Raw genomic sequence first — 26,838 nt, forward strand, 5'->3', positions numbered from 1 at the left:
AAACTGCATCGATGACCGTATTTCACCGCAACGAGAAGAAGGAACCGCTGCCCGAAGCGCTGAAGGGCGGCGTTGTGGCGATCGGCAATTTCGACGGCGTGCACCGCGGTCACCGCAGCGTGCTGGAGCGCGCTTTGACGCTTGCCGTAGAGCGTGGCGTTCCGGCGCTGGTGCTGACATTCGAACCGCATCCGCGGACGGTGTTTCGGCCCGAGGAGCCGGTGTTCCGCCTGACACCCGCTCCCATGAAGGCGCGGCTTCTGGAGGCGATGGGCTTCCGATCCGTAATCGAATATCCTTTCGATCGTGATTTTTCGACGCGTTCGGCAGAAGAATTCATCCAGACGATCCTGGTCGACTGGCTTCATGCCAGTGCGGTCGTCACCGGCTTCGACTTCCATTTCGGCAAGGGCAGGGAAGGCGGCCCGGCCTTCCTGATGGCCTCAGGAGAGCGACACGGCTTCACGGTCTCCTTGATGGACGCCTTTCGTGACGAGAATGCCGAGGTCATTTCCTCCAGCCGCATCCGGGCGCTGCTGGGTGAAGGCGATGTGAGCGCCGCAGCCGGCTTGCTCGGGTATCGGTATACGGTGGAGGCGGAGGTGATCGGCGGCGAAAAACTCGGCCGTCAGCTTGGCTTCCCCACCGCCAACATGCAGCTTCCGCCGGAAGCAGAGCTGAAACCCGGCATTTACGCCGTGCACTTTCGCCGTGCGGACGGGACGCTCCATGAAGGCGTGGCGAGCTATGGACGCCGCCCTACGGTGACGGAAAACGGTGTTCCGCTGCTGGAGACCTACGTCTTCGATTTCTCCGACAGCCTTTATGGAGAAACCTGCTGCGTCTCCTTCTTCGGCCATCTGCGCGACGAACTGAAATTCGATGGCCTCGATCCGCTGGTCGCCCAGATCAGGCGGGATGAGGAAGAGGCGCGGGCGCTGCTCTCTGGCGTGAGGCCATTGGGCGAGCTGGACGCGAGGATTGCGTTTTGAGTTTTGGAATTCCCCTTCCTTTCCTCCTCAAAAACCCGTAATAACCGCCACCATGAAAAAATTCAGGTCGGCTCCGATCACGGACAAGATGATCATTCGAATTACAGGCCCGGCCTTCCGCGCGCTTTAGGAGCGGCTGGAGGGTCCGGGTTTTCGGCGCTTGCGTAAAGCGCCTTCCGCCACCGAATTTTCATTCACGATGCGCCCCCTGAGCGCTGCCAGAGACGATTACCCGCCATGACCGACACCGCCGAAAAGCTCGACTATTCGAAAACCCTTTATCTGCCCGAAACCGACTTCCCGATGCGCGCCGGACTGCCGCAGAAGGAGCCGGAACTGGTCGCCCTCTGGCAGCAGATGGATCTCTACAAGCAACTGCGCGCCTCCGCTGCCGGCCGCGAAAAGTTCGTCTTGCACGATGGCCCCCCCTATGCCAACGGCAACATCCATATCGGCCATGCGCTGAACAAGATCCTGAAGGACGTCATCACCCGCTCGTTCCAGATGCGTGGGTTTGACTCCAACTACGTTCCCGGCTGGGACTGCCACGGCCTGCCGATCGAATGGAAGATCGAGGAAGAGAACTACCGCTCCAAGGGCAAGCAGAAGCCGGACCTCAAACAGCCGGATGCGATGATCGAGTTCCGCCGCGAGTGCCGCGCCTATGCGGAAAAGTGGATCAAGGTTCAGGCGGAAGAATTCAAGCGCCTCGGCATAGTCGGCGATTTCGACAATCCGTACCTGACGATGAATTTTCACGCGGAAAGCCGCATCGCCGGCGAGCTGCTGAAGATCGCCAAGAGCGGCCAGCTCTATCGCGGCTCCAAGCCGATCATGTGGTCGGTCGTCGAGCGCACCGCGCTGGCGGAAGCGGAAGTCGAGTATCAGGACTACGAGAGCGATACGATCTGGGTGAAGTTTCCCGTTCTGATGGTCCAAGTTGAGCCGGGTGCGGGCAAATCCGATCTTTTGGATGCTCATGTCGTCATCTGGACGACTACGCCATGGACCATCCCCGGCAACCGCGCGATCTCCTATTCGCCAAAGATCGCTTACGGCCTCTATGAGGTCACGGAAGCCGCCAATGACTTCGGCCCGCGTCCGAGTGAAAGGCTGATCTTCGCCGACAAGCTGGCTGAAGAGAGTTTCGCCAAGGCAAAGCTCCAGTATAAACGTCTGCGCGATATCTCCGCCGATGAGCTTGGTGCGATCACCTGCGCCCATCCCCTCAAGGGCCTTGGCGGCGGCTACACCTTCGACGTCCCGCTGCTCGCCGGCGATCACGTAACCGACGATGCCGGCACCGGCTTCGTCCACACCGCCCCCTCGCACGGCCGCGAGGACTTCGAGGCCTGGACGCATCATGTCCGGGAGCTGGAAGCGCGCGGCATCGACACGAAGATCCCTTTCCCGGTCGACGATAGCGGTACCTACACGGCAGATGCGCCGGGCTTCGACGGCGTGAGGGTCATGGACGACAACGGCAAGAAGGGCGATGCCAACGATCGCGTCATCAAGGCGCTGATCGAGAGGAACGCGCTCTTTGCGCGCGGTCGCCTGAAGCATCAGTATCCGCATTCCTGGCGGTCGAAGAAGCCGATCATCTTCCGCAACACGCCGCAATGGTTCGTCTATATGGACAAGGACCTCAAGGACGGCACGACGTTGCGCACCCGTGCGCTCAAGGCGATCGATGACACGCGCTTCGTACCTGCCGGCGGACAGAACCGTCTGCGCGCCATGATCGAGCAGCGTCCGGATTGGGTGCTGTCGCGCCAGCGCGCCTGGGGCGTGCCGATCTGCGTCTTCGTGGATGACGAGGGCGAGATCCTTCAGGACGAAGCGGTCAACCAGCGCATCCTCGACGCCTTCGAAAAAGAAGGCGCCGACGCCTGGTTCGCCGCCGGTGCCCGCGAGCGTTTCCTCGGCTCTCGCGCCAACGAAGGCTGGACGCAGGTCATGGACATCCTCGACGTCTGGTTCGATTCTGGCTCGACGCACACCTTCACGCTCGAAGACCGTCCGGACCTGAAATGGCCGGCTGACGTTTATCTCGAAGGTTCCGACCAGCATCGCGGCTGGTTCCATTCCTCGCTCTTGGAATCCGCCGCCACCCGCGGACGGGCGCCCTATGACACGGTCGTCACCCATGGTTTCACCATGGATGAGAAGGGCCAGAAGATGTCGAAGTCACTGGGTAATGTCGTGGCGCCGCAGGACGTGATGAAGGATGCAGGCGCCGATATCCTGCGCCTCTGGGTGATGACGACGGACTACTGGGAAGACCAGCGTCTCGGCAAGACGATCATCCAGACCAATGTGGACGCCTACCGCAAGCTGCGTAACACCATCCGCTGGATGCTCGGCACGCTCGCTCATGACGAGGGCGAGGAGATCGCCTATGGCGACCTGCCCGAACTTGAAAAGCTGATGCTGCACCGCCTGGCGGAACTCGATAAAGTCGTCCGCGAGGGGTATGACGCCTTCGAATTCAAGAAGATCGCTCGCGCGCTCATCGACTTTGCCAATATCGAGCTGTCGGCCTTTTATTTCGACATCCGCAAGGACGCGCTCTACTGCGACGCGCCGTCTTCGCTGCGCCGCCGTGCGGCACTTGCCGTCATCCGCAAGATCTTCGACTGCACGGTCACCTGGCTTGCTCCCATGCTGCCGTTCACGACCGAGGAGGCTTGGCTGTCCCGCAACCCTCACGCGGTCTCCGTGCATCTCGAACAGTTCGCGAACGTTCCAGCCGAGTGGAAGAACGACGCTGTTGCGGAGAAATGGGCGAAGATCCGCAAGGTCCGTTCGGTCGTCACCGGCGCTCTCGAGATCGAGCGCAAGGACAAGCGTATCGGCTCCTCGCTTGAGGCGGCGCCGGTGGTCTATGTCACCGATCCGGAGCTTCTCAAGGCGCTTGAGGGGCACGATTTCGAGGAAACCTGCATCACGTCAGGCATCGCCATCGTGGCAGGCGAGGGACCGCAGGACGCCTTCATGCTGCCGGAAGTGCCGGGTGTGGTTGTCGATCCGACGCTGGCGGAGGGCGTGAAATGCGCTCGTTCCTGGCGGGTGACGAAGGATGTGGGCTCCGATCCGGAATATCCGGATGTCTCTGCCCGTGACGCTTCCGCGCTTCGTGAGCTTGCGAGCCTTGGCCGCCTCGGTTGATCCAAAATGGCCGGATGATTGCGCTTTGGCGCGTCATCCGGTATTTCTGCCTGAAATTGGCCGGATTTTCCGGCCACTTGGGGTGCAAGTAGACTGAGGCGTCGGGACGGACGCCGCTGGAAGGGTTTTGATGACAACCACATCTGCGTTTCGTGTCGGCATGGGCGTGGCCGGCGTCCTTGCCGTGGCATCGGCCCTTTCGGGCTGCGCGGGCGGTCCGACCTACGGTACCGACAAGACGGCTTTCGAGCAGCTGACCGACGATCTCGGCCAGTCCGTTTCGCTCGGCGGCAAGAATGACGAAGCGAAGCGCAATCTGAAATACAATCCCCGTCCCGCTTTGGTCGTGGCAAAGGGAGATGCGGCGAACCTGCCGCCGCCGCAGCAATCGCTGGCCAATCGTGAGACCAACCCGAACTGGGTCGAATCTCCGGAAGAGACCCGTCAGCGCCTGCGTGATGAGGCCGCGGCGAACGAAAAGGATCCCGGCTATCGTTCTCCGCTTTTGGCTGGCAAGGGCCAGGCGGGGCAGATGACTGAGTCCGAAAAATGGGAAGCCTTTCGCAAGGCCAAGCAGGACGCCGAAACCGTCGATGTCTCGGCCCGCCGTCGCTCGCTCGTCGAACCGCCCGCAGAGTTCCGCTCCACCGATGCGGCCAATCTTAGCGATGTCGGCGAACCGGAGCTTCAGAAGGAAAAGCGCCGCAGGAAGGAAGCCGCGGACGCGAAGAAGTCCAGCGACTGGTGGAAGCTGTTCTGATCAGATTTCTTCGTGCCCGGCGGTCCCATCCATATCTCTTCTCGATTTGAAGAAGCCGGTGAGCAGGTCCGCTGCCTCGGTCTCGCCCAGGCCGGAATAGACTTCGGGGACGTGATGGCAGGTCGGCTGATGGAAGAAGCGCACGCCGTTGTCGACCGCTCCACCTTTAGGATCGTCCGCGCCGTAATAGAGGCGGCGGATACGCGCGAATGAAATGGCTGCCGCGCACATCGTGCAGGGCTCCAGAGTCACGTAGAGATCGGCGCCTGCAAGCCGCTCCTGGCCGAGCGCTGCAGATGCTTCGCGGATGACGGCTATCTCCGCATGGGCGGTAACGTCGTTGTCGGCGCGGGTGCGGTTTCCTGACCGGGCGATGATCGTGCCGTCGAGCACCAGCACGGCTCCGACGGGAACCTCGCCGCGAGCCGCTGCGGCCCTTGCCTCGGCGAGTGCCGCATCCATGAACCCGTCGCTATTAGGCATTTCGGCGATTCCCTCTTAACCCGGATCGCGTGAACTGGTAGGAAGCATCCAACCAGAGCCCGATTTGCGGGCGTGAACCCGTCTCAGTCAACACGAACAAGAATGTCCGGATCGCTCCGTTAGACATCACGCTTCAGGCAAACAACAAATGAATTCAAAAGACAAGCCGAAGCGCGGCGAAGGCAGGACCTTCGTTCGCGAAACCAAGCCAAGATCGGCTCCAAAGGCTGCGCCCGCCGACAAGGCGGGAGCCAAGAAAAAGTTTGCGCAGAAGGCGGTTCAGGAAAAGCCTGCGAAGGCAGCGCGCAGGCCCGCGCCGATCGCAACCGTATCCGCTGGAGCCGAGGGCAAGGCGGAACGTATATCGAAGATCCTTGCGCGTGCCGGCGTCGCGTCCCGGCGCGATGTCGAACGCATGATCATGGAAGGCCGCGTCGGCCTGAATGGCAAGGTGCTGGAGACGCCGGTCGTCAACGTGACCCTCGACGACAAGATCGAAGTCGACGGTGTGCCGATCCGCGGCATCGAGCGCACTCGCCTGTGGCTCTACCACAAGCCGGCTGGCCTTGTGACGACCAATTCCGATCCGGAAGGTCGTCCGACCGTTTTCGACAATCTGCCGGAAGGTCTGCCGCGCGTCATGTCGATCGGCCGCCTCGACATCAACACTGAAGGGCTGCTGCTGCTCACCAACGACGGCGGTCTTTCGCGCGTCCTCGAACTGCCGACGACCGGTTGGCTGCGCCGCTATCGTGTGCGCGCTCACGGCGAGATTGACCAGGAGGCGCTCGACAAGCTGAAGGAAGGCATCGCCGTGGACGGCGTGCTCTACGGCTCGATCGACGCGACGCTGGATCGCAGCCAGGGGCGTAACGTCTGGATCACCATGGGACTTCGCGAAGGCAAGAACCGGGAAATCAAGAACGTCCTCGGGGCGCTGGGCCTCGAAGTAAACCGTCTGATCCGTATTTCCTACGGCCCTTTCCAACTCGGGGATCTTCCGGAGAGCGAGGTCATCGAGGTGCGCGGTCGCATGCTGCGCGACCAGCTCGGTCCGAGGCTGATCGACGAATCCAAGGCGAATTTCGACGCGCCGATCTATAACGATCGAGAAGCCGAAGACGAAAAGCCGGCGCGTACGGAACGGTCGGATTGGGCCGAGAAGCCGGAAAAGACGGAGCGCCCGCGCTTCGGCAAAACCGAGGACCGTCGTGAAAAGGCGCTTGGCCGTCTCGACACCAAGCCTGGAGACCGCAAGTTCGGCGACAAGCCCCGCGGCAAGGGCGGCGCCAAGAGCAATGATCGCGACTTTGGCGAGGAACGTCCCAAGAAGCGGCCACCGATGGGCACGAGCCGCACGGCAAATGTCTGGATGGCGCCTGGCGCGCGGCCGACCGCCGATGGCAAGGGAACGAGAACGTCCGCGCGTGCCGAGGCCGAACAATTGTTCAAGAAGCCTGCTCCGGAGAATGATCGTCGCGTCGTGGTCAAGCGGGCCGAAGAGGACAGCGACTGGATCCGCGCCGATGCCCCGGCCAAACCGGAGAAGGACGATTTCGGCCGCAAGCGGTCTTCCGGCGATCGTTCCTTCGGAGATCGGCCGCCCAGGGGTGATCGCCCGTTCGGCGACAAACCCCGCGGAGACCGCAAGCCGCGCGCGGAAGGAGAAGGCCGTGCCGAGCGTCCACGCGGCGAGCGCTCTTTTGGTGATCGTCCCCCACGCGGCGAGCGTTCTTTCGACAAACCAAAGGGAGATCGTTCCTTCGGCGACAGGCCTCGCGGTGACCGCAAGCCCCGTGAGGATGGCGATCGTCCGGCACGGTCTTTCTCGAGCGAGGGTCGCTCCGAAAGACCCCGCGGCGAGCGGTCATTTGGTGATAGGCCCGCCCGCGGCGAACGCCCTGCCGGCGACCGGCCCTTTGGCGACAAGCCGCGCAGCGGAAAGCCCGGTGGAAAGTCCTTCGGCGGAAAGCCGGGTGGCGGAAAAGGCTTTGGCGGGAAATCGCCCGGCGGACGGGGCAAGCCAGGTGGCAGCAAGCCCGGCGGTCGTCCAGGTGGCGCAAGGCCCGGCGGTAAGCCGCGCACGCCGAGGGGGTAGCGCGCGGTGCGGATCGTTGGTGGTGAATTTCGCGGCCGGTCGCTGGCCACGCCAAAAAGCAGCGATATCCGGCCGACGATCGACCGGACGCGCGAAAGCCTGTTCAACATCATCGGGCATGTCTATCCGGAGGCAATCGACGGCTCCCGAGTGATCGATCTTTTCGCCGGCACTGGCGCCGTGGGGCTGGAAGCCTTGTCGCGCGGCTGCCGAAGCGCGCTTTTCGTCGAAAACGGCGTTGAGGGACGAGGTCTCCTTTGGGAGAACATCGACAATTTCGGTCTGCATGGCCGGGCGCGCATCCTTCGTCGCGACGCTACGAAGCTCGGCACCATCGGCACCATAGAGCCATTCCATTTCCTTTTTGCCGATCCGCCCTATGGTCAGGGGCTGGGTGAAGCGGCGCTGCTTTCGGCGCATGCCGGCGGCTGGCTGCTTCCCGGAGCGCTTGCGGTGCTGGAGGAGCGGGCCGACGTGACGCCGACGCTCGATCCAGTATTTAAGCCGCTCGAAAGCCGCGTCTTCGGCGATACCCGCATTGGTTTCTTCCGCTACCAGCCGATCTGAGAGGAATGGGATGAATACCCGGCTTGCCTTTCCGGACCTTGAGACCGCAGAGCAAAAAGGTGAACCGACTTTTGCCGTGGCCTTCGGAGGCGGTGGTGCGCGGGGTGTCTCCCACATCCAGATCATCGAGGCGCTCGACGAGCTGGGCATTCGCCCGGTGGCAATTTCCGGTTCCTCGATCGGCGCGATCATGGGCGCCGGCATGGCATCGGGCATGACCGGACGCGAAATCCGGGACTATACGCTGGAAACCGTCGGTCATCGCGGCACGCTGCTCAATAAGCTCTGGAGCCTTGGCCCGGCAACCATGCGGGACAAGCTCGGCGGCTTCCGCTTCGGGCACTTCAATCTGGAGCTTATTCTCGATGCCTTCCTGCCGCCTCAGGTCCCGAAGGATTTCGAGGATCTCGAAATCCCGATGAAAATCTCGGCCACCGATTATTATGGTCAGGCAGAGGTGATCCTGGAGAAGGGTGATTTGCGCCAGGCGATCGCTGCGTCCGCCGCCATCCCCGGCCTCTTCATGCCGATCTGGGTAAATGGCCGGGTCATGATCGACGGCGGTGTGTTCAATCCGGTGCCGTACGAACAACTGATGGAACTCGCCGATGTGGTGATCGGCGTCGATGTGGTCGGCGCGCCGGAAGGGGACGGCACGCATCCGCCCAACCGCATCGACAGCCTTTTTGGCGCAAGCCAGCTCACCATGCAGGCAAGTATTTCCCTGAAGCTGAAGCTCAATCCGCCGCAGATCTTCCTGCGGCCCTCGGTGAACCGGTTCCGTGTCCTGGACTTTCTGAGGGCGCGAGAAATTCTGAACGAGTCGGAAAGCGTAAAAGACGAGCTGAAGCGCGCCATCGACGCTCTTCACTCTGCGGCTGTCGACGGCTGAAACCAGCTACGCCGCCTGAGCCGTCTTCTTGCTGAAAAGGGTGCATCCGATCGAACGCGCCGTCTCCAGCCGGTTATCCTCACGTCCCGACTGCTCTACAATAAGCTCCGAGGTCACCACCCTCGCACCGCAATAGCCAAAGATCCCATGATCGATTTGCATCTTCATGGCACCGAAATAGCCATGTCGGGCATAGGTGCGCATATCCGCTCCACCGATGGCTATAAGATGCACGGGAAGGTGATGGAGCTTTTTGACAAGTTCCATGCCGGCGCCTTCGTCATAGGCCCAACCATTGCTGAAAACGCGATCGATCCATCCTTTGAGGAGACTAGGCATTGACCACCAATAAACGGGGTAGACCAGCACCAGGGCATCAGCCCGGTCGATTCTTGCCTGCTCTGCTACGACATCGGCCGGCGCCGCTGCTTGTCGTCGGTGTACGGCAAGGTCCACAGCCGTGAATCGAGGGTCGAACCCCTCTGCCGCGATATCTGCAATTTCAAAAGAATTCGCCTTATCGCAGGCTATACCTTCGCCGACACCGGTGGCGACAGCGTGAGTGAGTGAGCTAGGATCGGGATGCGAGACAACAATAAGAGCGTGCATGTGCGATTCCTGTTAACGAGGCTTGTAGCTACTACAGTGGTATTATATACTTTTAGTAAGTTACTTTTGGTATATAGATATGTCAAGTGAGAAAGAACAAGAAACTGCGCAACGCGGGCGTCGGCGTCTGACGCGTGAAGCGAGGTACGAGCAGTTGCTGGATGTAGCTTGGCAAATCGTTCGCAATGAGGGTACCGAAGCCCTGACTTTGGGCAGGCTGGCGGAGCGGGCCGAAGTCGCCAAACCGGTCGTCTATGATCACTTTCCAACTCGCCCCGCGCTGTTGACGGCGCTCTACCTGGATTTCGATGCGCGGCAGACGGCGATTATCGACGCGGCATTGCAGGCGAGTAAGGCCGAGAAGCACGATCGGGCGGAGGTTATCGCGTCTTCGTACGTGGATTGCGTCCTCGCACAGGGGCGCGAGATACCTGGTGTCATCGCGGCTCTGGCGAGTTCACCCGACCTTGAGAAGATAAAGCGCGAGCATCAGATTGTTTTCATGGAAAAATGCCGGCTTGCCCTGGCTCCCTTTGCGAAAAGCAGAGCGATCGGATCGGCGGGGCTATGGGCCATGCTTGGCGCGGCAGAAGCTTTGTCGAATGCTGCTGCGACCGGGGAGATCACTGCCTCGCAGGCCAAGAGTGAACTTTTTGACACGATCATCGGCATGGTCGATCGCAACACATAAGGACCATATCCGTACGGCCATCGACCCGGCATCTCGCAGGCTAGCCAGACTCGGTAACCGCTGCGTCGGCGCTCACCTCTTCCACGAGGGCTGCTCGCTTCGGTTTGATCAGCGGCTCTGGCCGGACCGGCCGATTGAGCAGCATTTCGCGGCCGGCCCCGAGGCCCTCGACCGCCTGAACCTGCAGCCGCTCCTCGTCGCGCCGGCGGATATCATCGCTGATTTCCTCCGCCTCGTTCTCGCTCATGCCAAGCGCCTCCAGCGAACGGCGACCGAAAACCAAGCCGGATTCGAGTGTTTCGCGCAGCTCGTAGTCGACATTGCGAGCCCGAAGCGACAGGGAATGGATGCGGTCATACGAACGCACGAAAAGGCGAACGTCCGGAAATTCGGAACGGATCATGTCAACGATGCGGTCGGTCGTTTCACGCTTCTGAGTGGTGACCGCGACGATTTTCGCCCGCTCGATGCCGGAGGCGATCAGCACATCCCGGCGGGTGCCGTCCCCAAAATAGATGCGGAAGCCGAAACTGGCCGCTTGTCGGATGCGATCTGCGGAATCATCGATGACGGTCACTTCGCGTCCGCCGGCCAGCAGGATTTGCGCGGCGATCTGGCCGAAGCGCGAAAAGCCGATCATCAGCACGTCCGCCCCGGCGCCACTGAAATCCTCCGCCAGTTCTTCGCGCGTCTCGGCGCTGCGGAGGCGTCTTGAAAGTGCCGCCCCGAGCGGCGTAAGCGCCATGGAGAGCGTCACCGCGGCGATCAGCAGCGATGCGGTGGCGGAGGAAAGAAGGCCTGCCGCAGTCGCCGTGGTGAACAGCACGAAACCGAATTCGCCGCCTTGCGGCAGCAGGACGGCGATCCGCACCGCATCCTGGTGCGGAGAGCCCCAAAGCCTGCAGAGCCCGTAGATGACCAATGCCTTCACCGTCATGAAAAGCGGCACGGCCGGCAGGATGAAGAGCAGGTTGTCGAAAATCACGCCGACTTCGAGCGACAGGCCGACCGCCATGAAGAACAGCGCCAGCAAAAGTCCGCGGAAGGGTTCGATATCCGCTTCGAGTTCATGACGGTAGGAGGATTCTGCAAGCATCACGCCGGAGAGAAAGGCCCCCATCGCCATGGAAAGGCCGACTGCCTGCATGGCCGCAGCCGATCCCAGCACGACCAGCAGGGCCGCCGCGATCATAACTTCCCGCGCGCCGGTGCGGGCAATCACCTGGAACATCGGGGTCAGAAGGTACCGCCCGGCAAGCACCATGGCGCCGACAGCGCCGACGGCAATCGCAAAATCGAGAAGCGGCGTAGCTTCGGCCTCCACCGTCCCGGGGGAAAGGATAGTGATCATGGCGAGAAGCGGAACGATCGCCAGATCCTGGAACAGGAGGACCGAGAAGGATCGTTGCCCGTAACGGCTGTTCATGTCGCCGTCGTCGTTCAGGATCTGCAGCGCGAAGGCCGTCGACGATAGCGCCAGACCAAAACCGATAATCAGGCTGCCGCGCCAGTCCGCCATGTTTGCGAGATAGGCGAGCCCCGTGAGCGCCAGCCCGGAGATCACCACCTGCGCCGGACCAAGCCCGAAGACATCGCCGCGCATCTGCCAAAGGCGGGAAGGTTTCAACTCGAGGCCGATGATAAAGAGCAGGAAAACGATGCCGAACTCGGAAAAATGCAACACCTCTTCCGTCTCGACGATCTGCTGCAGGATCGGGCCGATGACCACCCCTGCAGCGAGATATCCGAGGACGGTACCGAGCCCGAGCTTCCTGAACAAGGGTGCTGCGATCACGGCTCCGCCGAGGAGAAGCAGCATTTGGGAAAACATGGAATCCGGCGCGGCCATAGGGATACTTTCGAATAGATAGGCGATTGGTCGTCTCAAGAATCGGCGAGCCGGCCTTGATGCTTCTGACAGTGCACAATAAATGGAGCGAGAATGAAAGGCTTGCAATCATGACCTCCCAAATCGATTCCGCCGACCTGCTTTCCCGCGCCAGCGAACTCATCGATCTAGCCAAGGCCGCGGGGGCGGATCAGGCGGATGCGGTGGTTGTGCGTTCCCGCTCCCGCTCCGTAAGTGTTCGTCTCGGCAAAGTCGAGGGAACCGAAGCCTCCGAAAGCGACGATTTTTCGCTGCGCGTCTTCATCGGTAAACGGGTGGCGAGCGTTTCGGCCAATCCCGGCTTCGACATGATGACACTGGCGGAACGCGCCGTTGCCATGGCGAAGGTCTCTCCGGAAGACCCATTCGCTTGCCTGGCGGACGAGGCCGATCTTGCCAAGTCCTATCCGGACCTCGAGCTTTTCGATGCGACCGACCTGCCGACCGACGATCTGCGCGAAGCGGCGCTCGCAATGGAGCAGGCCGCGCTCGATGTTTCCGGCGTCACCAACTCTTCCGGCGCCGGCGCATCCGCCGGCATGGGCGGGCTGGTTCTGGTGACCTCGCATGGTTTCTCGGGGAGCTATATGGCGACCCGCTTCGGGCGCTCCGTCAGCGTCATCGCCGGCGAAGGCACGAAGATGGAGCGCGACTACGATTTCGACAGCCGTATCTATGCCGCCGATCTGGACGATCCCGATGTGATCGGTCGCCGCGCCGGCGAACGCGTGGTGAAACGCATCAATCCTCGCCAGGTCGATACGGGCAGCAATGTCACTGTCGTCTTCGATCCACGCATCGCCCGCGGTTTCGTCGGCCATATTGCCGGCGCGATCAACGGGGCCTCGGTTGCTCGAAAGACGAGCTTCCTGCGCGACAAGATGGGCCAGCAGGTTCTGAAGGCGGGACTGAATATTACCGATGATCCGCTCGTGGTACGGGGCTCCTCCTCCCGTCCTTTCGATGGCGAAGGCGTTTGCGGGCAGCGCATGGTAATGATCGAGGACGGGGTGCTGAAGCAATGGTTCCTGTCGACGTCCACAGCCCGCGAGCTTGGGCTTTCCACCAATGGCCGCGGCATACGCGGCGGCACGGCAGTGACACCGGCATCTACCAATCTGGCTCTGGAGCCCGGTGATATTTCTCCGGAAGAACTGATCCGTTCCATCGGCACGGGGTTCTACGTCACCGAGCTGATCGGTCAGGGCGTCAACATGATCACCGGCGAATATAGTCGTGGCGCGACCGGCTTCTGGATCGAAAACGGCGAACTTGCGTTTCCTGTTTCTGAAGTGACGATAGCCTCCAATCTCAAGGACATGTTCATGCGGATCACTCCGGCAAACGACATCGATCGAAAGTTCGGCGTCGCATCGCCGACGATTGCCATCGAGGGCATGACGCTGGCGGGACGCTGATTCCCGATGGAAACAGAAAATTGGCAAAAAGACCTCGAACTTATTCGCCATGCGGCACACCAGGCGGGCGAGATCGCTCATGGCTTTTTCGGCCGCTCGCCGGAGGTTTGGTGGAAGAACGAGGGAAAGTCGCCGGTCAGTGCCGCCGATTTCGCCGCAAATGACAGGCTCCAGAGCCTGCTTCTGAAGGCGCGGCCGAATTATGGCTGGCTTTCGGAGGAGACTGACGACGATGCCGCGCGGCTCTCTTTGGAAACGCTGTTCGTGATCGATCCGATCGATGGCACGCGTGCCTTCATCAATGGTGAAAAGACCTGGTGCGTTTCGGTGGCGGTGGTCCATCGCGGTCAGCCGGTCGCAGGTGTCCTCTTCGCTCCGGCGTTGGAGGAGGAGTTCGCGGCAGCGAAGGATGGCCCTGCGCTCAAAAACGGGCGATCGATCACCGTCAGCGCCGGCCGCACCGATGGCGAGCTGGTCATTGCCGCGGACGAAAATCTCGTCAAGAAGTTTGCTCCGGACTTCCGCGCCGAAGTGCGCCGCGTCCGCCACGTTCCTTCGCTTGCCTATCGGCTGGCCATGGTGGCGGATGGCCGGATCGACGGCACCGTCGTCAAGCGCAATTCCCATGACTGGGACCTTGCTGCCGCAGACCTGATCTTGGAGCGCGCCGGCGGGCGCCTGCATGACCTCGACGGCAACCGGCTCGTCTACAATCGCGAAAGCGTCAGCCACGAGATGCTGATCGCCGGCGCTGCTCACGCTTTGCAAAGCCTTTTACCGCACGTTACGGAGGGTGCTGCGGGTTGACCTTTGCGGCAGAATGCAGCAGAGGAGAGCAAAATAGACGGATAACGGAAAATGACGGAAACAGGCGAAAAGAAACAACTCCTGCACCTGGTCTTCGGTGGCGAGCTCAAGAACCTGGAGAGCCTTCAATTCCAAGACCTCTCCGCCCTGGATATCGTCGGCATCTATCCAGATTATGCTAGCGCCCTGGTTGCCTGGCGGGCAAAGGCGCAGCAAACGGTCGACAATGCGCAGATGCGCTATTTTATCGTCCATATGCACCGGCTGCTCGACCCGGACAGCAAGTCGGTCTGAGATAAGCCACGCGCGATAGATTATGCCATGGAATGCCGGTTCTCCCGCCTTGGCGTGAGCACGAGAACCCTATTTTGACGCATTTGTAAAACACATAAAACTCGGCTACGGATATTTAATCGGAGGGGCTATCACATTGACGGCAGCCATGATTGATCGGGGACAGATGCGATGACCAGCGGCTTGGCGCGCACAGCTCTTCTCGGTTATCGTTTGGCGGGCGTGGCCCTCTATCCGCTGGCAAGTCCCTACCTCGGCTACCGCGCCATGAAGGGCAAGGAAGATCGGGCGCGGCGTCTGGAACGGCTCGGTTATGCCAGCTTGGCGCGTCCGCGTGGTCCGCTGGTGTGGGTGCATGCGGCGAGCGTAGGCGAAACCATTGCCATCATGCCGATGATCCGCGAGCTGCGCCGTCGTGAGATCCATATCCTTCTCACCACCGGTACCGTCACCTCGGCAAATCTTGTGCAGTCGCGCCTCGCCGATGAGGTAATCCATCAATATGTGCCGCTCGACGTCAAATTTCCGATCAAGCGCTTTATTGCCTATTGGAAGCCGGACGCCTGCATTACTGCCGAATCCGAAATCTGGCCGACGACGGTCGCCGAGTTGGCTCGGCGCGGCATCCCGCAGATCCGGGTCAACGCCCGCATATCCGATCGCTCGTTTGCCCGCTGGAGCAATTACGGCTCCGTTGCCGAGGCATTGTTCGAAAAAATGGCGCTGGTTATCGCGCAATCGGACCTTGATGCGGAACGGTTCCGAGACCTCGGTGCTTGGCCTGTGATCGTTTCCGGCAACCTCAAGAGCGATACCGACCCGCCGCCCTGCGACGAGGACGTCCTGGCTCGCTACCGCAAGGAAATCGGCGGCCGCAAGACGTGGGCAGCGATCTCCACCTTCGACGGCGAGGAACAGATCGTCTCAGCCGTGCACCGGACGTTGAGACCGAAGAACGGCCAGCTCACCATTTTGGTGCCACGCCATCCGGATCGCGCCGATGCGATCGAGGCGATGCTGAAGGAAGCCGGGCTCACTGTGGCCCGCCGCTCCCGCAACGACGTGCTGACGCCGGAGACGGACATTTTCCTCGGGGATTCGATTGGGGAAATGGGCCTCTATCTCCGGCTCACCGAGATCGCGTTTGTCGGAAAGTCCTTGTCGCAGCAAGGCGGGCAAAATCCCCTGGAACCCGCGATGCTTGGTTGTGCGGTGCTTTCGGGGCCGCAGGTGCAGAATTTTCGCGACGCCTATCAGCATCTCGTGCGCAAGGGTGGTGCTCGCATCATCAAGGATGTCGAAATGCTCGCCAAGGCGGTTCACTATCTGATGATCAACGACCTTGCCCGCCGCAAGATGGTGGATTCCGGGCATGACGCGATGGAAGAGATGCGTGGCGCTCTGTCGAAGACCATCAAGGCGCTGGAGCCTTACATCAATCCGCTGACCGTCAGCGCTCGGCTGCAGCCGAAGGCCGCTGCCGTCCGATGACCTCTGCAGGTTTTGAAAAGATCGCCGGCATCCTCTTCGACAAGGACGGAACGCTGTTGCGTTACGACGAGAGCTGGGGACCGGTCAACCGTGAGGCGGCGCGTATCGCAGCAGCGGGTGATGCCGACCTTGAGCCTCAGCTTCTGTTTTCGGGCGGCATGGATCCTGTCTCGGGTCATACGCGGCCGGACAGCCTGCTGGCCGCCGGCAATGCCGCCGAGATCGCTGCCGGTTTCGTGTCTGCCGGTTCACCGATCGAAGTTGACGAACTCACCCGGCTGCTCGACGATCTCTTCGTGCGCTCTGCCGAATTCTCCGTGCCTGTCACCGATCTTTCGGCGCTTTTTTCGCGACTGAAGGCGAGGGGCCTGAAGCTGGGGGTGGCTTCCAGCGACAATGAGGAGGCCATCCGGCAGACGGCGAGAAGGTTCGGCTTTATCGACCACCTGGATTTCATCGCTGGTTATGACAGCGGCCATGGCGTAAAGCCGGAGCCTGGGATGGTTCTAGGCTTCTGCCGTACTGTCGGGATCGAACCCTCTGCGGTTGCCATGGTCGGCGACAATAACCATGACATGCATATGGGTAGGAACGCTGGGGTTGGATTGAAAGTGGCGGTGTTGACCGGCACCGGTTCCCGCGAGACCCTGTCGGCCGCCTCCGACATTTGCCTGGACGACATCACCCTGCTCGAAAGTCTGCTCCCGGAAGCCGCCGAAGCACACTAAGTACCCCGAAGACTTGCCTTTTTGGAAAAACTCCCATTTTCTGCGCGGGCAGTCTCACTATGGATTAGCGTATGGTATCGGAAGCACCGCCATTCTGGTGGACGAAAGCGGATTGGCGCGCTTGGGGTCTCTCGCCCTTTTCCTTCATTTACGGCCGGATAGCCGGACGCCGCATGGCGCGAGCACGGCGGGCGAGCGTTCCCGTACCGGTTATTTGCGTCGGCAATTTTACGGTCGGCGGAGCGGGCAAGACACCCACCGCGATCGCGCTGGCGCGTGCCGCCAAGCAAAAGGGGCTCAAGCCAGGCTTCCTGAGCCGAGGCTATGGCGGGTCGATTGATGTCACGACCGTTGTCGACCCTGATCACCATCGTGCCGAAGCCGTCGGCGACGAAGCCTTGCTGCTTTGCCGCGAGACGCTGACGGTGATCTCGCGCACCCGCGCCGATGGGGCTCGCAGGCTTGTCCAGGAGGGCGCGGACCTGATCATCATGGACGACGGCTTCCAGAGCGCACGGCTGGCGCTGGACTTCGCGCTCGTCGTCATCGATACCGTGCGGGGCATCGGCAATGGCCATCTGGTTCCCGGCGGCCCCGTGCGAGCACCGATTGCCGAACAGATGCGTCAGCTCTCAGCTATTCTGAAGGTTGGCGACGGAGTGGCGGCCGACCGCCTCGTTCGGCAAGCCGCGCGTGCCGGCAAGCAGGTCTATGTCGCATCGTTGAAGCCCCGGGAAACCAATGAGATTGCGGGGAGCGCGCTGCTCGCTTTCGCCGGCATCGCGGATCCGGAGAAGTTCTACCGCACCGTCCAGCAGCTTGGCGGGCTGATCATGGTTAGGCGGGCCTTCCCAGATCATCATTATTTCAGCGAAGACGAAATTTCGGACCTGCTGGACGATGCCGCAAAGGACGACCTTATGCTCGTCACCACAGCAAAGGACGCAGTGCGGCTGACGGGCCATCACGGTCGCACGCAAGAGCTTGCGTCAAAGGTGAGGGTGGTCGAGGTCGACATGGTCTTCGATGATCCGCAGGCGCCGGGCAAGATCATTGAGACTGCCATCGCCAATTACCGGCAGCGGCGCCTGAGGGATAATGGTCGGGAGAAGGGCTAGCCGCGGCTCTGGTTCGGCAGGATGCCGGCGCGTTTGTCTGCCTCGAGTGAGCTGGCGCAGTCCACATAGGGTTCCTGCCTTGCTACGCTCCAGTAGCGAAGCTCATCGACCGGAATCTGCTTTCCTGTGATGGCGCAGACGACATAGGAGCCTGAGGTCAGGATCTGGTAGTCGCCGTCGAGATACCGGATTTTCGCTTCGCGGAAACCGCTTCCCTCGAACCGATTCATCTTTCGTCTCCTGCGCAAAAACATGGGACTGCTCTACACCCCGCGGTTTCCAAATGCCAGAGCTTTCAGCTCCGGCCGAAGAGCCGCTCGATGTCGGAAAGCTTGAGTTCGATATAGGTCGGCCGGCCGTGATTGCAGGTTCCGGAGCCGGGCGTCGCCTCCATCTCCCTCAGCAGCGCGTTCATCTCCTCCGGCTTCAACCGCCGGCCGGAACGCACCGAACCATGGCAGGCCATGGTGGCGGCGACATATTCGAGTTTCCCGCGAAGGCCGCCTGCCGTATTCCATTCGGCGATCTCGTCCGCGAGATCGCGAACAAGCGAGCCCGCATCCATCTCGCCGAGGATTGCAGGCGTCTCGCGCACCGCAACGGCTCCGGGACCGAAACGTTCGATCGAAAGCCCCAACCGGTCGAGGTCTGATGCATGCGCCATCAGCCGGTCGCAATCCTCTTCCGGCAGATCGACGATCTCGGGAATAAGAAGAACCTGGCTGGCAAGTCGTTTGTCGTTGAGTGCCTTGCGCATGGCCTCGAAGACCAGGCGCTCATGGGCCGCATGCTGATCGACAATGACGAGGCCGTCTTCAGTCTGCGCGACGATATAGTTTTCGTGGATCTGCGCCCGTGCTGCGCCCAGGCGGTAGCGCGGCGCGGCATCGTCGGCGATCCGGGAAACCGGCTCGTAGATGACCGCATCCGCCCGCGCCGCCGGCATCGTCAGGACGTCGAAATCCGATTGCACACGTTTGGAAAAATCACGAGAGGGCTGCAGATCAAGAGGCCGGAAGGGTGAGGCGGCGGCGCCCCAGGGGGTGCGCGACGCAGTCGGGGGAGGAGAAAAACCGGGCCGGAAGGATCTCATCATGCCCGAGGTCCCCGTCGTTGCCGCGCGGTCGCCTTCCCTATGCAGCGCCTCACGGATCGCTCCGACGATGAGACCACGCACCAGGCCTGGATCTCGGAACCTCACATCCGCCTTGGCCGGATGCACGTTGACGTCGACGAATGCGGGATCGAGCGTGATGGACAGGACTGCGACCGGGTAGCGCCCGGAGGGGATGCTTTCTGCGTAGGCGCCGCGAATTGCCGAGAGGATCAGCTTGTCCTGCACAGGCCGGCCGTTGACGAAGGCATATTGATGGGCGGAATTGCCGCGGTGGAATGTCGGCACGCCGACAAAGCCGGAAAGGCCTACATCCTCGCGCATCGCATCGATCTCTATCGCATTGTCGCGAAATTCGGCGCCTAGAACCTGGGCCATCCGGGCGAGGTGGTCATCGCCGGTAGCCGGGAATTCCAGGGTCGAGCGATCGCTTCCCGAAAGCACGAAGCGTATCTTCGGAAAGGCGATCGCCATCCGCTTGACGACTTCGGTAATGGCGCCCGCTTCGGCTTTTTCCGTTTTCAGGAATTTCAGACGCGCAGGGGTGGCGAAGAAGATATCGCGCACCTCCACGACTGTGCCGGGATTGGCGGGGGCCGGTTTGACCCCGGTCCCCTTGCCACCGATGACGGCGACTTGCGAACCGGCCGCATTGCCCGCCCTGCGACTGGTGATGGTGAGCTTGGCGACCGAACCGATCGAAGGCAGCGCCTCTCCGCGGAAGCCTAAGGTGCGGATATCGTCCAGCGTCTCGGATATCTTCGAGGTGCAGTGGCGCCGTACCGCAAGGTCGAGGTCCTGTGCATCCATGCCGCTGCCATTGTCGGTGATGCGGATGAGGCTCTTGCCGCCGCCTGCGGTGGCGATCTCGATCCGGCTGGCCCCGGCGTCGATGGCATTTTCGATCAGTTCCTTCGCGGCGCTGGCAGGCCTTTCGATGACCTCGCCGGCTGCGATCTGGTTGATCAGCGTTTCGGGCAGTTGTTTGACGGACATTCTTTTATTGTCTGGGATTCGCGGCGTGAAGGAAAGCTTTTCCGGTGGGCTTCAACCCCTTTTGAAGGCATCTTCCGCGGGCGCAGGGTCGTTCATTAATTGCGCCTTAAGACAAAGTCGATAATTTGACCGGTATTAAAACTGGATGAAACCGGAGGAGCGCCCGCTCCCCGCAGGTGATCAGGATGGCGGTTCGCTGGGCGCCGCCATAAAAGGCCGGATCACCCGTTGAAGACTTGGAACCAGCATGTCCCCGACCCTACACGACTGAAACTAGAAGGAATTTGGCCGAGAGGGAAACAATCGGCATAACGGCCGGCTTTAACCCGTGTCCGAAAAGCATACAGGGAGTTTCATCCTATGAATGATTTGTGGTCCGCGGACGCGAACATTCAAACTGCCATGCTCGAAGTGATATCCGAAGGCATTTCGGGCGGCGTTTTCATTTATGACAAAAATGACGTAATCGTTTTTGCAAGTCAGCACTTATTTAGTCTTCTCTCGGTCCCCAAGAGTTTTCTTGCGCCCGGCACCCGCCTCCGGGACCTGCTTGGCGCCGTTTACGACAGCGGTGGGCGCTTTTCCACCGACGGAACCGGCTCGCGCCGGACGTTGAATCGCGACGACTGGATCGCCGAACAGATTGCCACTCTATGGAAGGAGCGCACCGACGCATTGGAGCGCCGGGGCATGGACCGATGGCTGAGCCTTTCAAGACGCCGCCTTCCCTCCGGTTACGGCGTGTGCGTCATCAAGGACGTGTCCGACCACAAGAAGCGGGAGGAGCAATGGCGCGGTGATATGGAACGGGTCCAGATTACCGAAGAAGTGCTCGACAATCTCCCGTTCCCCATCACGGTCAAGGACAGGAACCTCACCTTCGTTGCCGTCAACAAGGCGGCCTGCCGGTTCTTCGACCTGCCGCCAGAGGCGATGCTGGGCCGCAAGGGATCAGACATTCATCCGCCCGAACTGGAAAAGCGGCTCGCGGAGGTCAACCGGCAACTTTTCGAGACCGGGGAACCCGTACAGATTGCGGAACGGGTAAAGCGGCGGGATGGCGCCGAAATCGTCATCAGTGCCAGCAAATACCGGATCGGCAAACCAGGCCGCTATTACCTTGTCACAGCGATGGAAGATGTCACGGCCCGGGTTGAAACGCATAGCGAGAGCGGACCGGCGCCCTCGCATGTCGATCCTGTCGACCTGATCTCTTCATCGCTCAACCTCTCCAAGGGTCAATCGAATCCGGAGCCGGAGGTCGCCGAGAAGGGTGTATCTGGCCATAAGGTGCTGGTCGTCTCCGCCCATCCGGGGACGGAACAGCAAGCGCTGTCGATCCTTGCAACTCTCCGGCTCGACATCTCGTCCGTGTCGAGCGCAGAGGAACTTGCCCTTTTCCTGCGCCTTGCCGGAGAGGCCGGGGTCGGTGTTGATCTCATCGTTCTGGACGCCGACATGCCTGTCCAATGCCTGGAGATTGCTGGCGACTATGGCATAGCCACCATCACGATGGATGCCGATGGTATGGTGCAGGAGCTCGCTGCAGCCGTTGATGACGCGCTTGAAGACAAAGAAGATCGCGGTGTCGACTGCGAAAATCCGCAGATAACTTTCGATTCCCGTGCGGAAGGTACGGACATCGATATCCTCGTCGCAGAAGACAACGATGTAAATCAGATCGTCTTCTCGCAGATACTGGAAGGCCTCGGCTATCGTTATGCGATCGCGGCTGACGGAGAAGAGGCGGTTCGGCTGTGGCAGCAACATGCCCCGCGGCTCATCCTGATGGACGTCACGCTTCCGAAGCTCAACGGCTTCGAGGCAAGCGCCCGCATCCGCGCTTTGGAAACGATCGACAATTCCGTTCCGATTATCGGTGTGCTTGCCTTTGCCTTCGACCGGGACCGGGATCATTGTTTCGCGTCCGGCATGAATGACGTGATCCTGAAACCAATCAGCCCGGAGGCGCTCGAGGCCGTTTTTGAAGGCTACCTGGGTGCGACGATGAAAAGGTCCTTCGCCTAGACGATTAATAGGCTCCTTGACATATGTTAAGATCGACGCATGATTTTTTAATCTTTTTCGCCCATCCTGCTTGCGTTTGTGAAGCGTAATGGGATTGTTCATGAAGCCGGCGGGAAACCCGTTGCCGCAGGTCAGCCAGAATGAGCTGCAGGCAATGGCCTATAGCGACCCACTCACGGGTCTGGGAAACCGATACCGCCTGCGCGACAAGGTGCGTCTGCTGGCAGCCGAACGTGCGCAAGATCCCGCGCCCTTTACGGTCTGCATTGCCAATCTCGATGGCTTCAAGCCGATCAACGACCTGTTCGGCGCCGAGGCAGGCGACGAAATTCTCTGTCAGGTCGCTCACCGCTTGAAAGCGTGCATCCCCGACGGCGCGACCGTAACGCGGCATGACGGAGACGAATTTGCCTTCGTCTTGCCGCTTGTGTTCGAACGAAACAGTGCCGAACGTGTCGGACAAATGATCAAGGATGTGCTTTCCGCTCCCTACGATCTGGGCGACCGCAACGTGCGCCTCTCTGCATCCTTCGGTTTCGCCATCTATCCTTTTGCCGGAGAAGACTTCGAAGAATTGCTGAAAAGCGCGGAGACGGCCCTTTACCGCTCCAAACGGCGCGGGCGGGGCCAGATTACCGTCTATTCACGCGAAATTGCGCAGGAAATGAAGCGAGCGACACAGCTCGAACAGGCGCTACGCAATGCCATTATCGCCGACGCGGTGGATGTACACTTCCAGCCGATCGTGCGTATCAAAGACGGCGGTGTCGTTGGTTTCGAGGCGCTTGCGCGCTGGATCGATGCGGATCTGGGTCCGGTCTCACCCGCTGTCTTCGTACCTCTGGCCGAGGAGCGCGGATTTATTGACGCGCTTTCTGAAACGTTGCTGCGCAAGGCTGCCGAGGCTGCGCTCTCATGGCCGCGAGAATTATTCCTGTCCTTCAACCTGTCTTCCGCGCAGCTGATGGACCCCGGCACCACCGACACTATTCTATCGGCGCTTGCCCGCGTCGGCCTCGATCCTTACCGTTTGGAGCTGGAAATTACCGAAACGGCCGTGATGACCTCGGCCGATACGGCACAACGGATCATTACAGACCTCAGGCATCAGGGCGTTCGCATTTCCCTTGATGATTTCGGTACCGGTCAATCGAGCCTGGGCCGGCTGCGCGACTTTACCTTCGACAAGGTGAAGATCGACCGCGCTTTCGTCTCCCGCATCACCACTGACCGCGCTTCGGAACATATCGTCAAGGCGATCATCGCCATGTGCGAAGGTCTCGATCTGCAGGTGGTGGCCGAGGGTATCGAAACGAACGCCGACGCCGACAAGCTGAGGGAGCTCGGATGCGGCATGGGCCAGGGATACTACTACGGCAGGCCGGCGGACGGCGCGGCGACGTTGCGTTATTTGAACGACCACTTCCGCGAATTCGTCACCATTGAACGGATTTGAGGCGCTACGCGTTGTTGCTGTAACAAAAGGCGGCACATGCGTGCCGCCCGTTTCAGTGATGACCTATGTGGCCTGAACCGTGTTATTTGCTCGGAGCGGCCGGCGGGTTGGTGCCGCCGGTTGCGGGCATCTGAGTACCGGTGGACGACGTGGTCGTTGCATCGGTTTCAGCCTGTTTGTCCTTCAGAGTCTTAAACTCGGGAGCCGCCTGCAGTGCTTCGGCGGTTTCCGTGGTTGTGAGGCGAACCTCGTTGTTGTTTTCCGCATCGCGCGTCATCGTGAGCTTTTCCATCGGTACGGCAACATCTTTTTCGCCGATGCCGAGGAAGCCGCCGACGCCGATCACGGCAGCAACGATGCCGCCATCTTCTTCCATGATCAGATCGTTCACGTCGCCGATGCTCTTGTCTTCGGCATTGTAAACCGGCTTGCCGATGTAGTCATTGGCGCTGATCTGGGTTTCGGCTTGTTCCGTCAGATAGCTTCCTGAAGCGGCAGCCGAGTCGCTTCCGGTCTTGGGAGCTGGTGTTGCAGCACTATCTGCCGGCTTTGCGGCTGGATCAGCCGGAGCGGCAGGCGCTGCCGGAGCCGGGGGTGCTGGTGTAGCGGGCTGCGTCTGGGCGTATGCGGGAGCAATGGCGGTTGAGGCCAAAAGAACTGCCGCGGCCATCATGTTCATGGTCTTTTTCATAACGTTCCTACCTTCTCCTGCTAAGGTTATCTGTTCGAACGCGCGGTTCTCCGGGCCGGAGTCATCCTTGTCCGCGTCGGTTCGAGAGGGAAATGTTATGACAAGCGAATAGTTCCGGATTATCCCCCTGAAATATTAGGCGATTTTTCCGGAACATTTTTCGATCTGCGTAGTTTGAAATACTCGCGTTTTTTGCCAATCAAAGGCGATAGGCGGGCTCAGCACCGCAGTGGATGGGCGCTGCGATCTCAAACAGCGATCCGGCCAGCGGGTCTGCGGCACGGGCCGCTTCGTCAAGTCCTTCCCATGCCGAGGTGACCGCAAGGCGTCCGTGGCCGATATACACCGGGCACGTCGTCCGGCGAGCGGGCAAGAGGTGCCGGGAAAGATGCGTTCCATTGGCGTCATAGTGGTCGACCGCCCCTTCACCCCACCGGGCGTTCCAGATCGTCCCGTCGCTCGCGCAGATCGAGCCGTCAATCCCGCCCGGCCGACCATTCTGGTCCACCAGTATGGACGGCTCGCCATTGGGCCGTCCAGTCTGCGGATCGAGTGGAACCCGCATCAGCCTGTTTACCCGTGTGTCGACATAGTAGCCGATTGCTCCGTCCGGCGAGAAGCAGATCGAATTCGGGATGCTGATACTGTCGAAGATCTTGGTGATCACGCCTTGGGCCACATGATAGATTGCGCCGGCGCCGTCCTCGGACTTTTTCCCCATCGTACCGATCCACAGGCTTCCTGAAGGATGCACTCGGCCGTCGTTCGAACGGTTTCCGGGTTTTTCCGGCTCCAGCTCCCGGTAAACGGAGAACTCGCCCGTGGCTCGGTCCCGAATGAAGAGCCCTTTGTCGCTTGCCAGGAGTTGTCGGTCCGCATCGATGGGCGCGAGAACGCTTCCCATGAACGGCAGGTGATGCACGCTTTCGCGTGCCGTCGGCAGATGCAGCTGATGAAGTGCCTTGCCGAGGATGTCGAACCACCAGAGCGTCTCAGTTGCTGCTTCGAAGGCCGGCCCTTCTCCAAGTGAGCAGAGAGAGGGGGAGAGGATCCGTCCTTCAAAATTGTAAGTGGTGGTCATACAAAATCTCCAATTGCAGTCAGAGGTAATTACTCTGTATCATTCCGACATGAGTCCGCAAACTCTGAGCATAGCGAATTTGATCCCCAATAATTATCTCCTGACAAGGGGTTGGAACCGTGCAAGAAGACATTAAACCCGAGCAGATGTCATCATTTTTGGAAATGTTTATTAGTAAAGACTTGAAAGCATCGGCCGATCGAAGGTAAAGCCCTGTCATGAGTGGAATGGCTCTTGGGATGTCGCGACGACGATCAGGCAGCTTCCACGCGGACTTCGGCCGGTTGCGCAAATACTCTCCATACGAACGGTCCGTCGGTGTGAATCCAGTTGGGATGCCAGCATTTGCTCAGATGAGCGGCCGAGCAAAGAAGTAAGTGATGTCCAAGACCGAGAAAGTTGCCGAGGCCTGGGTTTTCGATGGAAACGTCGAGGAGATCGCGACCCTCAAGACCCAGTTCGACGTATTTCGCTTCATGAAGCGGGTGACGGAATATTACGGTTGCCGCACCTTCATGGTCGTCAATCTTCCTCATGCGACGTCGCTCGAGCTGTCCAGCAACACAATCATCACGAACTGGCCGGCCGAACTGATATCTCATTTCGACAGGGAAGGTTTGCTGCAGTCCAGTCCCGTTCTTCGCCGGCTCCGCAGTTCGACCCTGCCTTTCACCTTCGATTTGGAGAGTGTAAGTTCCGACAGAGGGCCGTTGATCCGAAATTTTTTCGGGAGGTTTGGCCTGGTCCGCGGCGCCTATTTCCCCGTCCACGACGCCTCGGGCATTCGGGCTGCGGTTTCGTTCGCCGGTGACGGTCCGCTCTTCAACCGGCAGCAGATGATGGAGTTGATGTATATCTCCATCCATGTGTTCGAGCGGCTGGCGGAGATCCGCAATCTCGACGTACGCGCCACCGATGTCCTGACCGAACGAGAGATCGATTGCCTCAACTGGACGGCTGCCGGCAAGACCAGCGCGGAGATCGCGGAAATTTTGGGGTTGTCGGAGCACACCGTGAACCACTATCTCAACCGCGCCGCGAAGAAATTGGATACGGTTAACCGCACTCAGGCCGTTGCCAAGGCGTTGCGGATCGGCTTGATCAAATAAAGCGCGTGCTGCATTGCACACTATTTCATCGTTGCTTAAGCATTTGGCGCCGTTAAAGGCAGGCCAATCCTGGAATTGCTGCGCCGCAGTGGCGCCAATAGCCAATAGTTGTTGGAAAAGCTCAATAAAAGGAAGCATCTTCCCGAGTGGCACGTTTCGTGCTTCTCTAGTGCAGGTCCAGAGGGGACTGTAAAAGCGCCCCAAGAGGCGTGACAAGAAAAGCCACCGTTCGGTCTGTGCGCCATATGGCCGCCGGTCGAACGGTGGTCGCTTCTTTCCTTGCCCTCAACAATATTGAACTCCTATATATCGCCGGATGCGGCTGACCTGTTAACCGGGTGAATGCTGCTCTAACG

23 protein-coding genes are annotated in these 26,838 nt (G+C 60.5%); 16 read left to right on the plus strand and 7 right to left on the minus strand.

All coding sequences use genetic code 11. The annotated features are described in order from the left end of the window. The first annotated feature begins 11 nt into the window (after positions 1-11). The 3 genes from C5L12_RS21480 (at position 12) to C5L12_RS21490 (ending at position 4,923) form a co-directional block, all read left to right on the plus strand. Positions 12-992, plus strand: coding sequence for a bifunctional riboflavin kinase/FAD synthetase (locus tag C5L12_RS21480; RefSeq protein ID WP_105374104.1), 981 nt, complete (start codon positions 12-14; stop codon positions 990-992). Between the two features lie 237 nt (positions 993-1,229). Beyond that, the gene (ileS, locus tag C5L12_RS21485; protein ID WP_105374105.1) at positions 1,230-4,163 is read left to right on the plus strand and encodes an isoleucine--tRNA ligase; all 2,934 of its coding nucleotides are present in this window, start codon (positions 1,230-1,232) and stop codon (positions 4,161-4,163) included. A 130-nt stretch (positions 4,164-4,293) separates the two neighbouring features. Next, positions 4,294-4,923, plus strand: a complete 630-nt coding sequence (locus C5L12_RS21490; RefSeq protein WP_105374106.1) for a hypothetical protein — start codon at positions 4,294-4,296, stop codon at positions 4,921-4,923. Here C5L12_RS21490 and C5L12_RS21495 read toward each other — a convergent pair whose 3' ends face one another. Further along, positions 4,924-5,406 (minus strand): nucleoside deaminase, encoded by a 483-nt coding sequence (locus tag C5L12_RS21495; protein ID WP_105374107.1) that lies wholly within the window; start codon positions 5,404-5,406, stop codon positions 4,924-4,926. It lies immediately after the preceding gene. 148 nt (positions 5,407-5,554) lie between these two features. Between C5L12_RS21495 and C5L12_RS21500 the strand changes: the two genes are divergently transcribed. From C5L12_RS21500 to C5L12_RS21510, 3 genes are read left to right on the plus strand one after another with little or no spacing between them, the layout of a single operon-like run. Further along, on the plus strand, positions 5,555-7,504 hold the full coding sequence (locus C5L12_RS21500) for a pseudouridine synthase (protein ID WP_105374108.1): 1,950 nt from the start codon (positions 5,555-5,557) through the stop codon (positions 7,502-7,504). Positions 7,505-7,510: 6 nt separating this feature from the next. Continuing rightward, complete coding sequence (gene rsmD / locus C5L12_RS21505) at positions 7,511-8,071, plus strand: 16S rRNA (guanine(966)-N(2))-methyltransferase RsmD (protein ID WP_105374109.1); 561 nt, start codon at positions 7,511-7,513, stop codon at positions 8,069-8,071. 10 nt (positions 8,072-8,081) lie between these two features. After that, a complete protein-coding gene (locus C5L12_RS21510; RefSeq protein ID WP_105374110.1) occupies positions 8,082-8,963 on the plus strand; it encodes a patatin-like phospholipase family protein in 882 nt (293 codons plus the stop codon). Between the two features lie 6 nt (positions 8,964-8,969). Here C5L12_RS21510 and C5L12_RS21515 read toward each other — a convergent pair whose 3' ends face one another. Beyond that, entirely contained in the window at positions 8,970-9,572 is a 603-nt protein-coding gene (locus C5L12_RS21515) for an NAD(P)H-dependent oxidoreductase (RefSeq protein ID WP_105374111.1), read from the minus strand. A gap of 154 nt (positions 9,573-9,726) precedes the next feature. Between C5L12_RS21515 and C5L12_RS21520 the strand changes: the two genes are divergently transcribed. After that, entirely contained in the window at positions 9,727-10,263 is a 537-nt protein-coding gene (locus tag C5L12_RS21520) for a TetR/AcrR family transcriptional regulator (RefSeq protein ID WP_245422993.1), read from the plus strand. Between the two features lie 40 nt (positions 10,264-10,303). Here the strand turns inward: C5L12_RS21520 and C5L12_RS21525 are convergent, their stop codons facing one another. Continuing rightward, positions 10,304-12,112: a monovalent cation:proton antiporter-2 (CPA2) family protein gene (locus C5L12_RS21525; RefSeq protein ID WP_105374113.1), complete on the minus strand. Its 1,809-nt coding sequence runs from the start codon at positions 12,110-12,112 to the stop codon at positions 10,304-10,306. A 110-nt stretch (positions 12,113-12,222) separates the two neighbouring features. Between C5L12_RS21525 and C5L12_RS21530 the strand changes: the two genes are divergently transcribed. The 6 genes from C5L12_RS21530 (at position 12,223) to lpxK (ending at position 18,007) form a co-directional block, all read left to right on the plus strand. After that, positions 12,223-13,569: a TldD/PmbA family protein gene (locus C5L12_RS21530; RefSeq protein ID WP_105374151.1), complete on the plus strand. Its 1,347-nt coding sequence runs from the start codon at positions 12,223-12,225 to the stop codon at positions 13,567-13,569. A 6-nt stretch (positions 13,570-13,575) separates the two neighbouring features. Beyond that, complete coding sequence (locus C5L12_RS21535; RefSeq protein WP_105374114.1) at positions 13,576-14,376, plus strand: 3'(2'),5'-bisphosphate nucleotidase CysQ; 801 nt, start codon at positions 13,576-13,578, stop codon at positions 14,374-14,376. Between the two features lie 51 nt (positions 14,377-14,427). After that, entirely contained in the window at positions 14,428-14,670 is a 243-nt protein-coding gene (locus tag C5L12_RS21540; RefSeq protein WP_105374115.1) for a DUF4170 domain-containing protein, read from the plus strand. A gap of 171 nt (positions 14,671-14,841) precedes the next feature. Next, positions 14,842-16,161: a lipid IV(A) 3-deoxy-D-manno-octulosonic acid transferase gene (gene waaA / locus C5L12_RS21545; RefSeq protein WP_105374116.1), complete on the plus strand. Its 1,320-nt coding sequence runs from the start codon at positions 14,842-14,844 to the stop codon at positions 16,159-16,161. Next, entirely contained in the window at positions 16,158-16,889 is a 732-nt protein-coding gene (locus C5L12_RS21550; protein WP_105374117.1) for an HAD family hydrolase, read from the plus strand. Before waaA ends, C5L12_RS21550 begins: the two co-directional genes overlap by 4 nt. A 71-nt stretch (positions 16,890-16,960) precedes the next feature. After that, on the plus strand, positions 16,961-18,007 hold the full coding sequence (gene lpxK, locus C5L12_RS21555; protein ID WP_105374118.1) for a tetraacyldisaccharide 4'-kinase: 1,047 nt from the start codon (positions 16,961-16,963) through the stop codon (positions 18,005-18,007). Here lpxK and C5L12_RS21560 read toward each other — a convergent pair. Further along, the gene (locus C5L12_RS21560; protein WP_105374119.1) at positions 18,004-18,237 is read right to left on the minus strand and encodes a DUF2093 domain-containing protein; all 234 of its coding nucleotides are present in this window, start codon (positions 18,235-18,237) and stop codon (positions 18,004-18,006) included. The genes lpxK and C5L12_RS21560 overlap by 4 nt on opposite strands. Positions 18,238-18,302: 65 nt before the next feature. Beyond that, a complete protein-coding gene (mutL, locus tag C5L12_RS21565; protein ID WP_105374120.1) occupies positions 18,303-20,117 on the minus strand; it encodes a DNA mismatch repair endonuclease MutL in 1,815 nt (604 codons plus the stop codon). 360 nt (positions 20,118-20,477) lie between these two features. On the opposite strand from mutL, the gene C5L12_RS21570 reads away from it, so the two are divergent. Together C5L12_RS21570 and C5L12_RS21575 are read left to right on the plus strand one after the other, a co-directional pair. Further along, entirely contained in the window at positions 20,478-22,145 is a 1,668-nt protein-coding gene (locus tag C5L12_RS21570; RefSeq protein WP_105374121.1) for a response regulator, read from the plus strand. A 100-nt stretch (positions 22,146-22,245) separates the two neighbouring features. Beyond that, positions 22,246-23,601 carry a putative bifunctional diguanylate cyclase/phosphodiesterase gene (locus C5L12_RS21575; protein WP_105374152.1) on the plus strand — a complete coding sequence of 452 codons (1,356 nt, stop codon included), beginning with the start codon at positions 22,246-22,248 and terminating at the stop codon, positions 23,599-23,601. A gap of 82 nt (positions 23,602-23,683) precedes the next feature. Here C5L12_RS21575 and C5L12_RS21580 read toward each other — a convergent pair whose 3' ends face one another. Both C5L12_RS21580 and C5L12_RS21585 read right to left on the minus strand, forming a co-directional pair. Beyond that, entirely contained in the window at positions 23,684-24,292 is a 609-nt protein-coding gene (locus tag C5L12_RS21580) for a PRC-barrel domain-containing protein (protein ID WP_105374122.1), read from the minus strand. 199 nt (positions 24,293-24,491) lie between these two features. Beyond that, positions 24,492-25,373 (minus strand): SMP-30/gluconolactonase/LRE family protein, encoded by an 882-nt coding sequence (locus C5L12_RS21585; protein WP_105374123.1) that lies wholly within the window; start codon positions 25,371-25,373, stop codon positions 24,492-24,494. Positions 25,374-25,753: 380 nt separating this feature from the next. Here C5L12_RS21585 and C5L12_RS21590 point away from each other — a divergent pair, with 380 nt between their 5' ends. Further along, a complete protein-coding gene (locus C5L12_RS21590; RefSeq protein ID WP_105374124.1) occupies positions 25,754-26,482 on the plus strand; it encodes a LuxR family transcriptional regulator in 729 nt (242 codons plus the stop codon). The last annotated feature ends 356 nt before the right edge of the window (positions 26,483-26,838 follow it).

Source organism: Neorhizobium huautlense, assembly GCF_002968575.1.
Classification (GTDB): Bacteria; Pseudomonadota; Alphaproteobacteria; order Rhizobiales; family Rhizobiaceae; genus Neorhizobium; species Neorhizobium huautlense.

Excerpts from the sequence above, each read along its gene's own strand:
- mutL (WP_105374120.1), bottom strand. The coding sequence starts at position 20,117 with ATGTCCGTCAAACAACTGCCCGAAACGCTGATCAACCAGATCGCAGCC.
- C5L12_RS21525 (WP_105374113.1), bottom strand. The coding sequence starts at position 12,112 with ATGGCCGCGCCGGATTCCATGTTTTCCCAAATGCTGCTTCTCCTCGGC.
- C5L12_RS21500 (WP_105374108.1), top strand. The coding sequence starts at position 5,555 with ATGAATTCAAAAGACAAGCCGAAGCGCGGCGAAGGCAGGACCTTCGTT.
- lpxK (WP_105374118.1), top strand. The coding sequence starts at position 16,961 with ATGGTATCGGAAGCACCGCCATTCTGGTGGACGAAAGCGGATTGGCGC.
- C5L12_RS21515 (WP_105374111.1), bottom strand. The coding sequence starts at position 9,572 with ATGCACGCTCTTATTGTTGTCTCGCATCCCGATCCTAGCTCACTCACT.
- C5L12_RS21540 (WP_105374115.1), top strand. The coding sequence starts at position 14,428 with ATGACGGAAACAGGCGAAAAGAAACAACTCCTGCACCTGGTCTTCGGT.
- C5L12_RS21580 (WP_105374122.1), bottom strand. The coding sequence starts at position 24,292 with ATGAAAAAGACCATGAACATGATGGCCGCGGCAGTTCTTTTGGCCTCA.
- C5L12_RS21510 (WP_105374110.1), top strand. The coding sequence starts at position 8,082 with ATGAATACCCGGCTTGCCTTTCCGGACCTTGAGACCGCAGAGCAAAAA.
- C5L12_RS21585 (WP_105374123.1), bottom strand. The coding sequence starts at position 25,373 with ATGACCACCACTTACAATTTTGAAGGACGGATCCTCTCCCCCTCTCTC.
- ileS (WP_105374105.1), top strand. The coding sequence starts at position 1,230 with ATGACCGACACCGCCGAAAAGCTCGACTATTCGAAAACCCTTTATCTG.
- C5L12_RS21575 (WP_105374152.1), top strand. The coding sequence starts at position 22,246 with ATGAAGCCGGCGGGAAACCCGTTGCCGCAGGTCAGCCAGAATGAGCTG.
- C5L12_RS21590 (WP_105374124.1), top strand. The coding sequence starts at position 25,754 with ATGTCCAAGACCGAGAAAGTTGCCGAGGCCTGGGTTTTCGATGGAAAC.
- C5L12_RS21495 (WP_105374107.1), bottom strand. The coding sequence starts at position 5,406 with ATGCCTAATAGCGACGGGTTCATGGATGCGGCACTCGCCGAGGCAAGG.
- C5L12_RS21535 (WP_105374114.1), top strand. The coding sequence starts at position 13,576 with ATGGAAACAGAAAATTGGCAAAAAGACCTCGAACTTATTCGCCATGCG.
- C5L12_RS21490 (WP_105374106.1), top strand. The coding sequence starts at position 4,294 with ATGACAACCACATCTGCGTTTCGTGTCGGCATGGGCGTGGCCGGCGTC.
- C5L12_RS21570 (WP_105374121.1), top strand. The coding sequence starts at position 20,478 with ATGAATGATTTGTGGTCCGCGGACGCGAACATTCAAACTGCCATGCTC.
- C5L12_RS21560 (WP_105374119.1), bottom strand. The coding sequence starts at position 18,237 with ATGAATCGGTTCGAGGGAAGCGGTTTCCGCGAAGCGAAAATCCGGTAT.
- C5L12_RS21530 (WP_105374151.1), top strand. The coding sequence starts at position 12,223 with ATGACCTCCCAAATCGATTCCGCCGACCTGCTTTCCCGCGCCAGCGAA.
- C5L12_RS21480 (WP_105374104.1), top strand. The coding sequence starts at position 12 with ATGACCGTATTTCACCGCAACGAGAAGAAGGAACCGCTGCCCGAAGCG.
- waaA (WP_105374116.1), top strand. The coding sequence starts at position 14,842 with ATGACCAGCGGCTTGGCGCGCACAGCTCTTCTCGGTTATCGTTTGGCG.
- C5L12_RS21550 (WP_105374117.1), top strand. The coding sequence starts at position 16,158 with ATGACCTCTGCAGGTTTTGAAAAGATCGCCGGCATCCTCTTCGACAAG.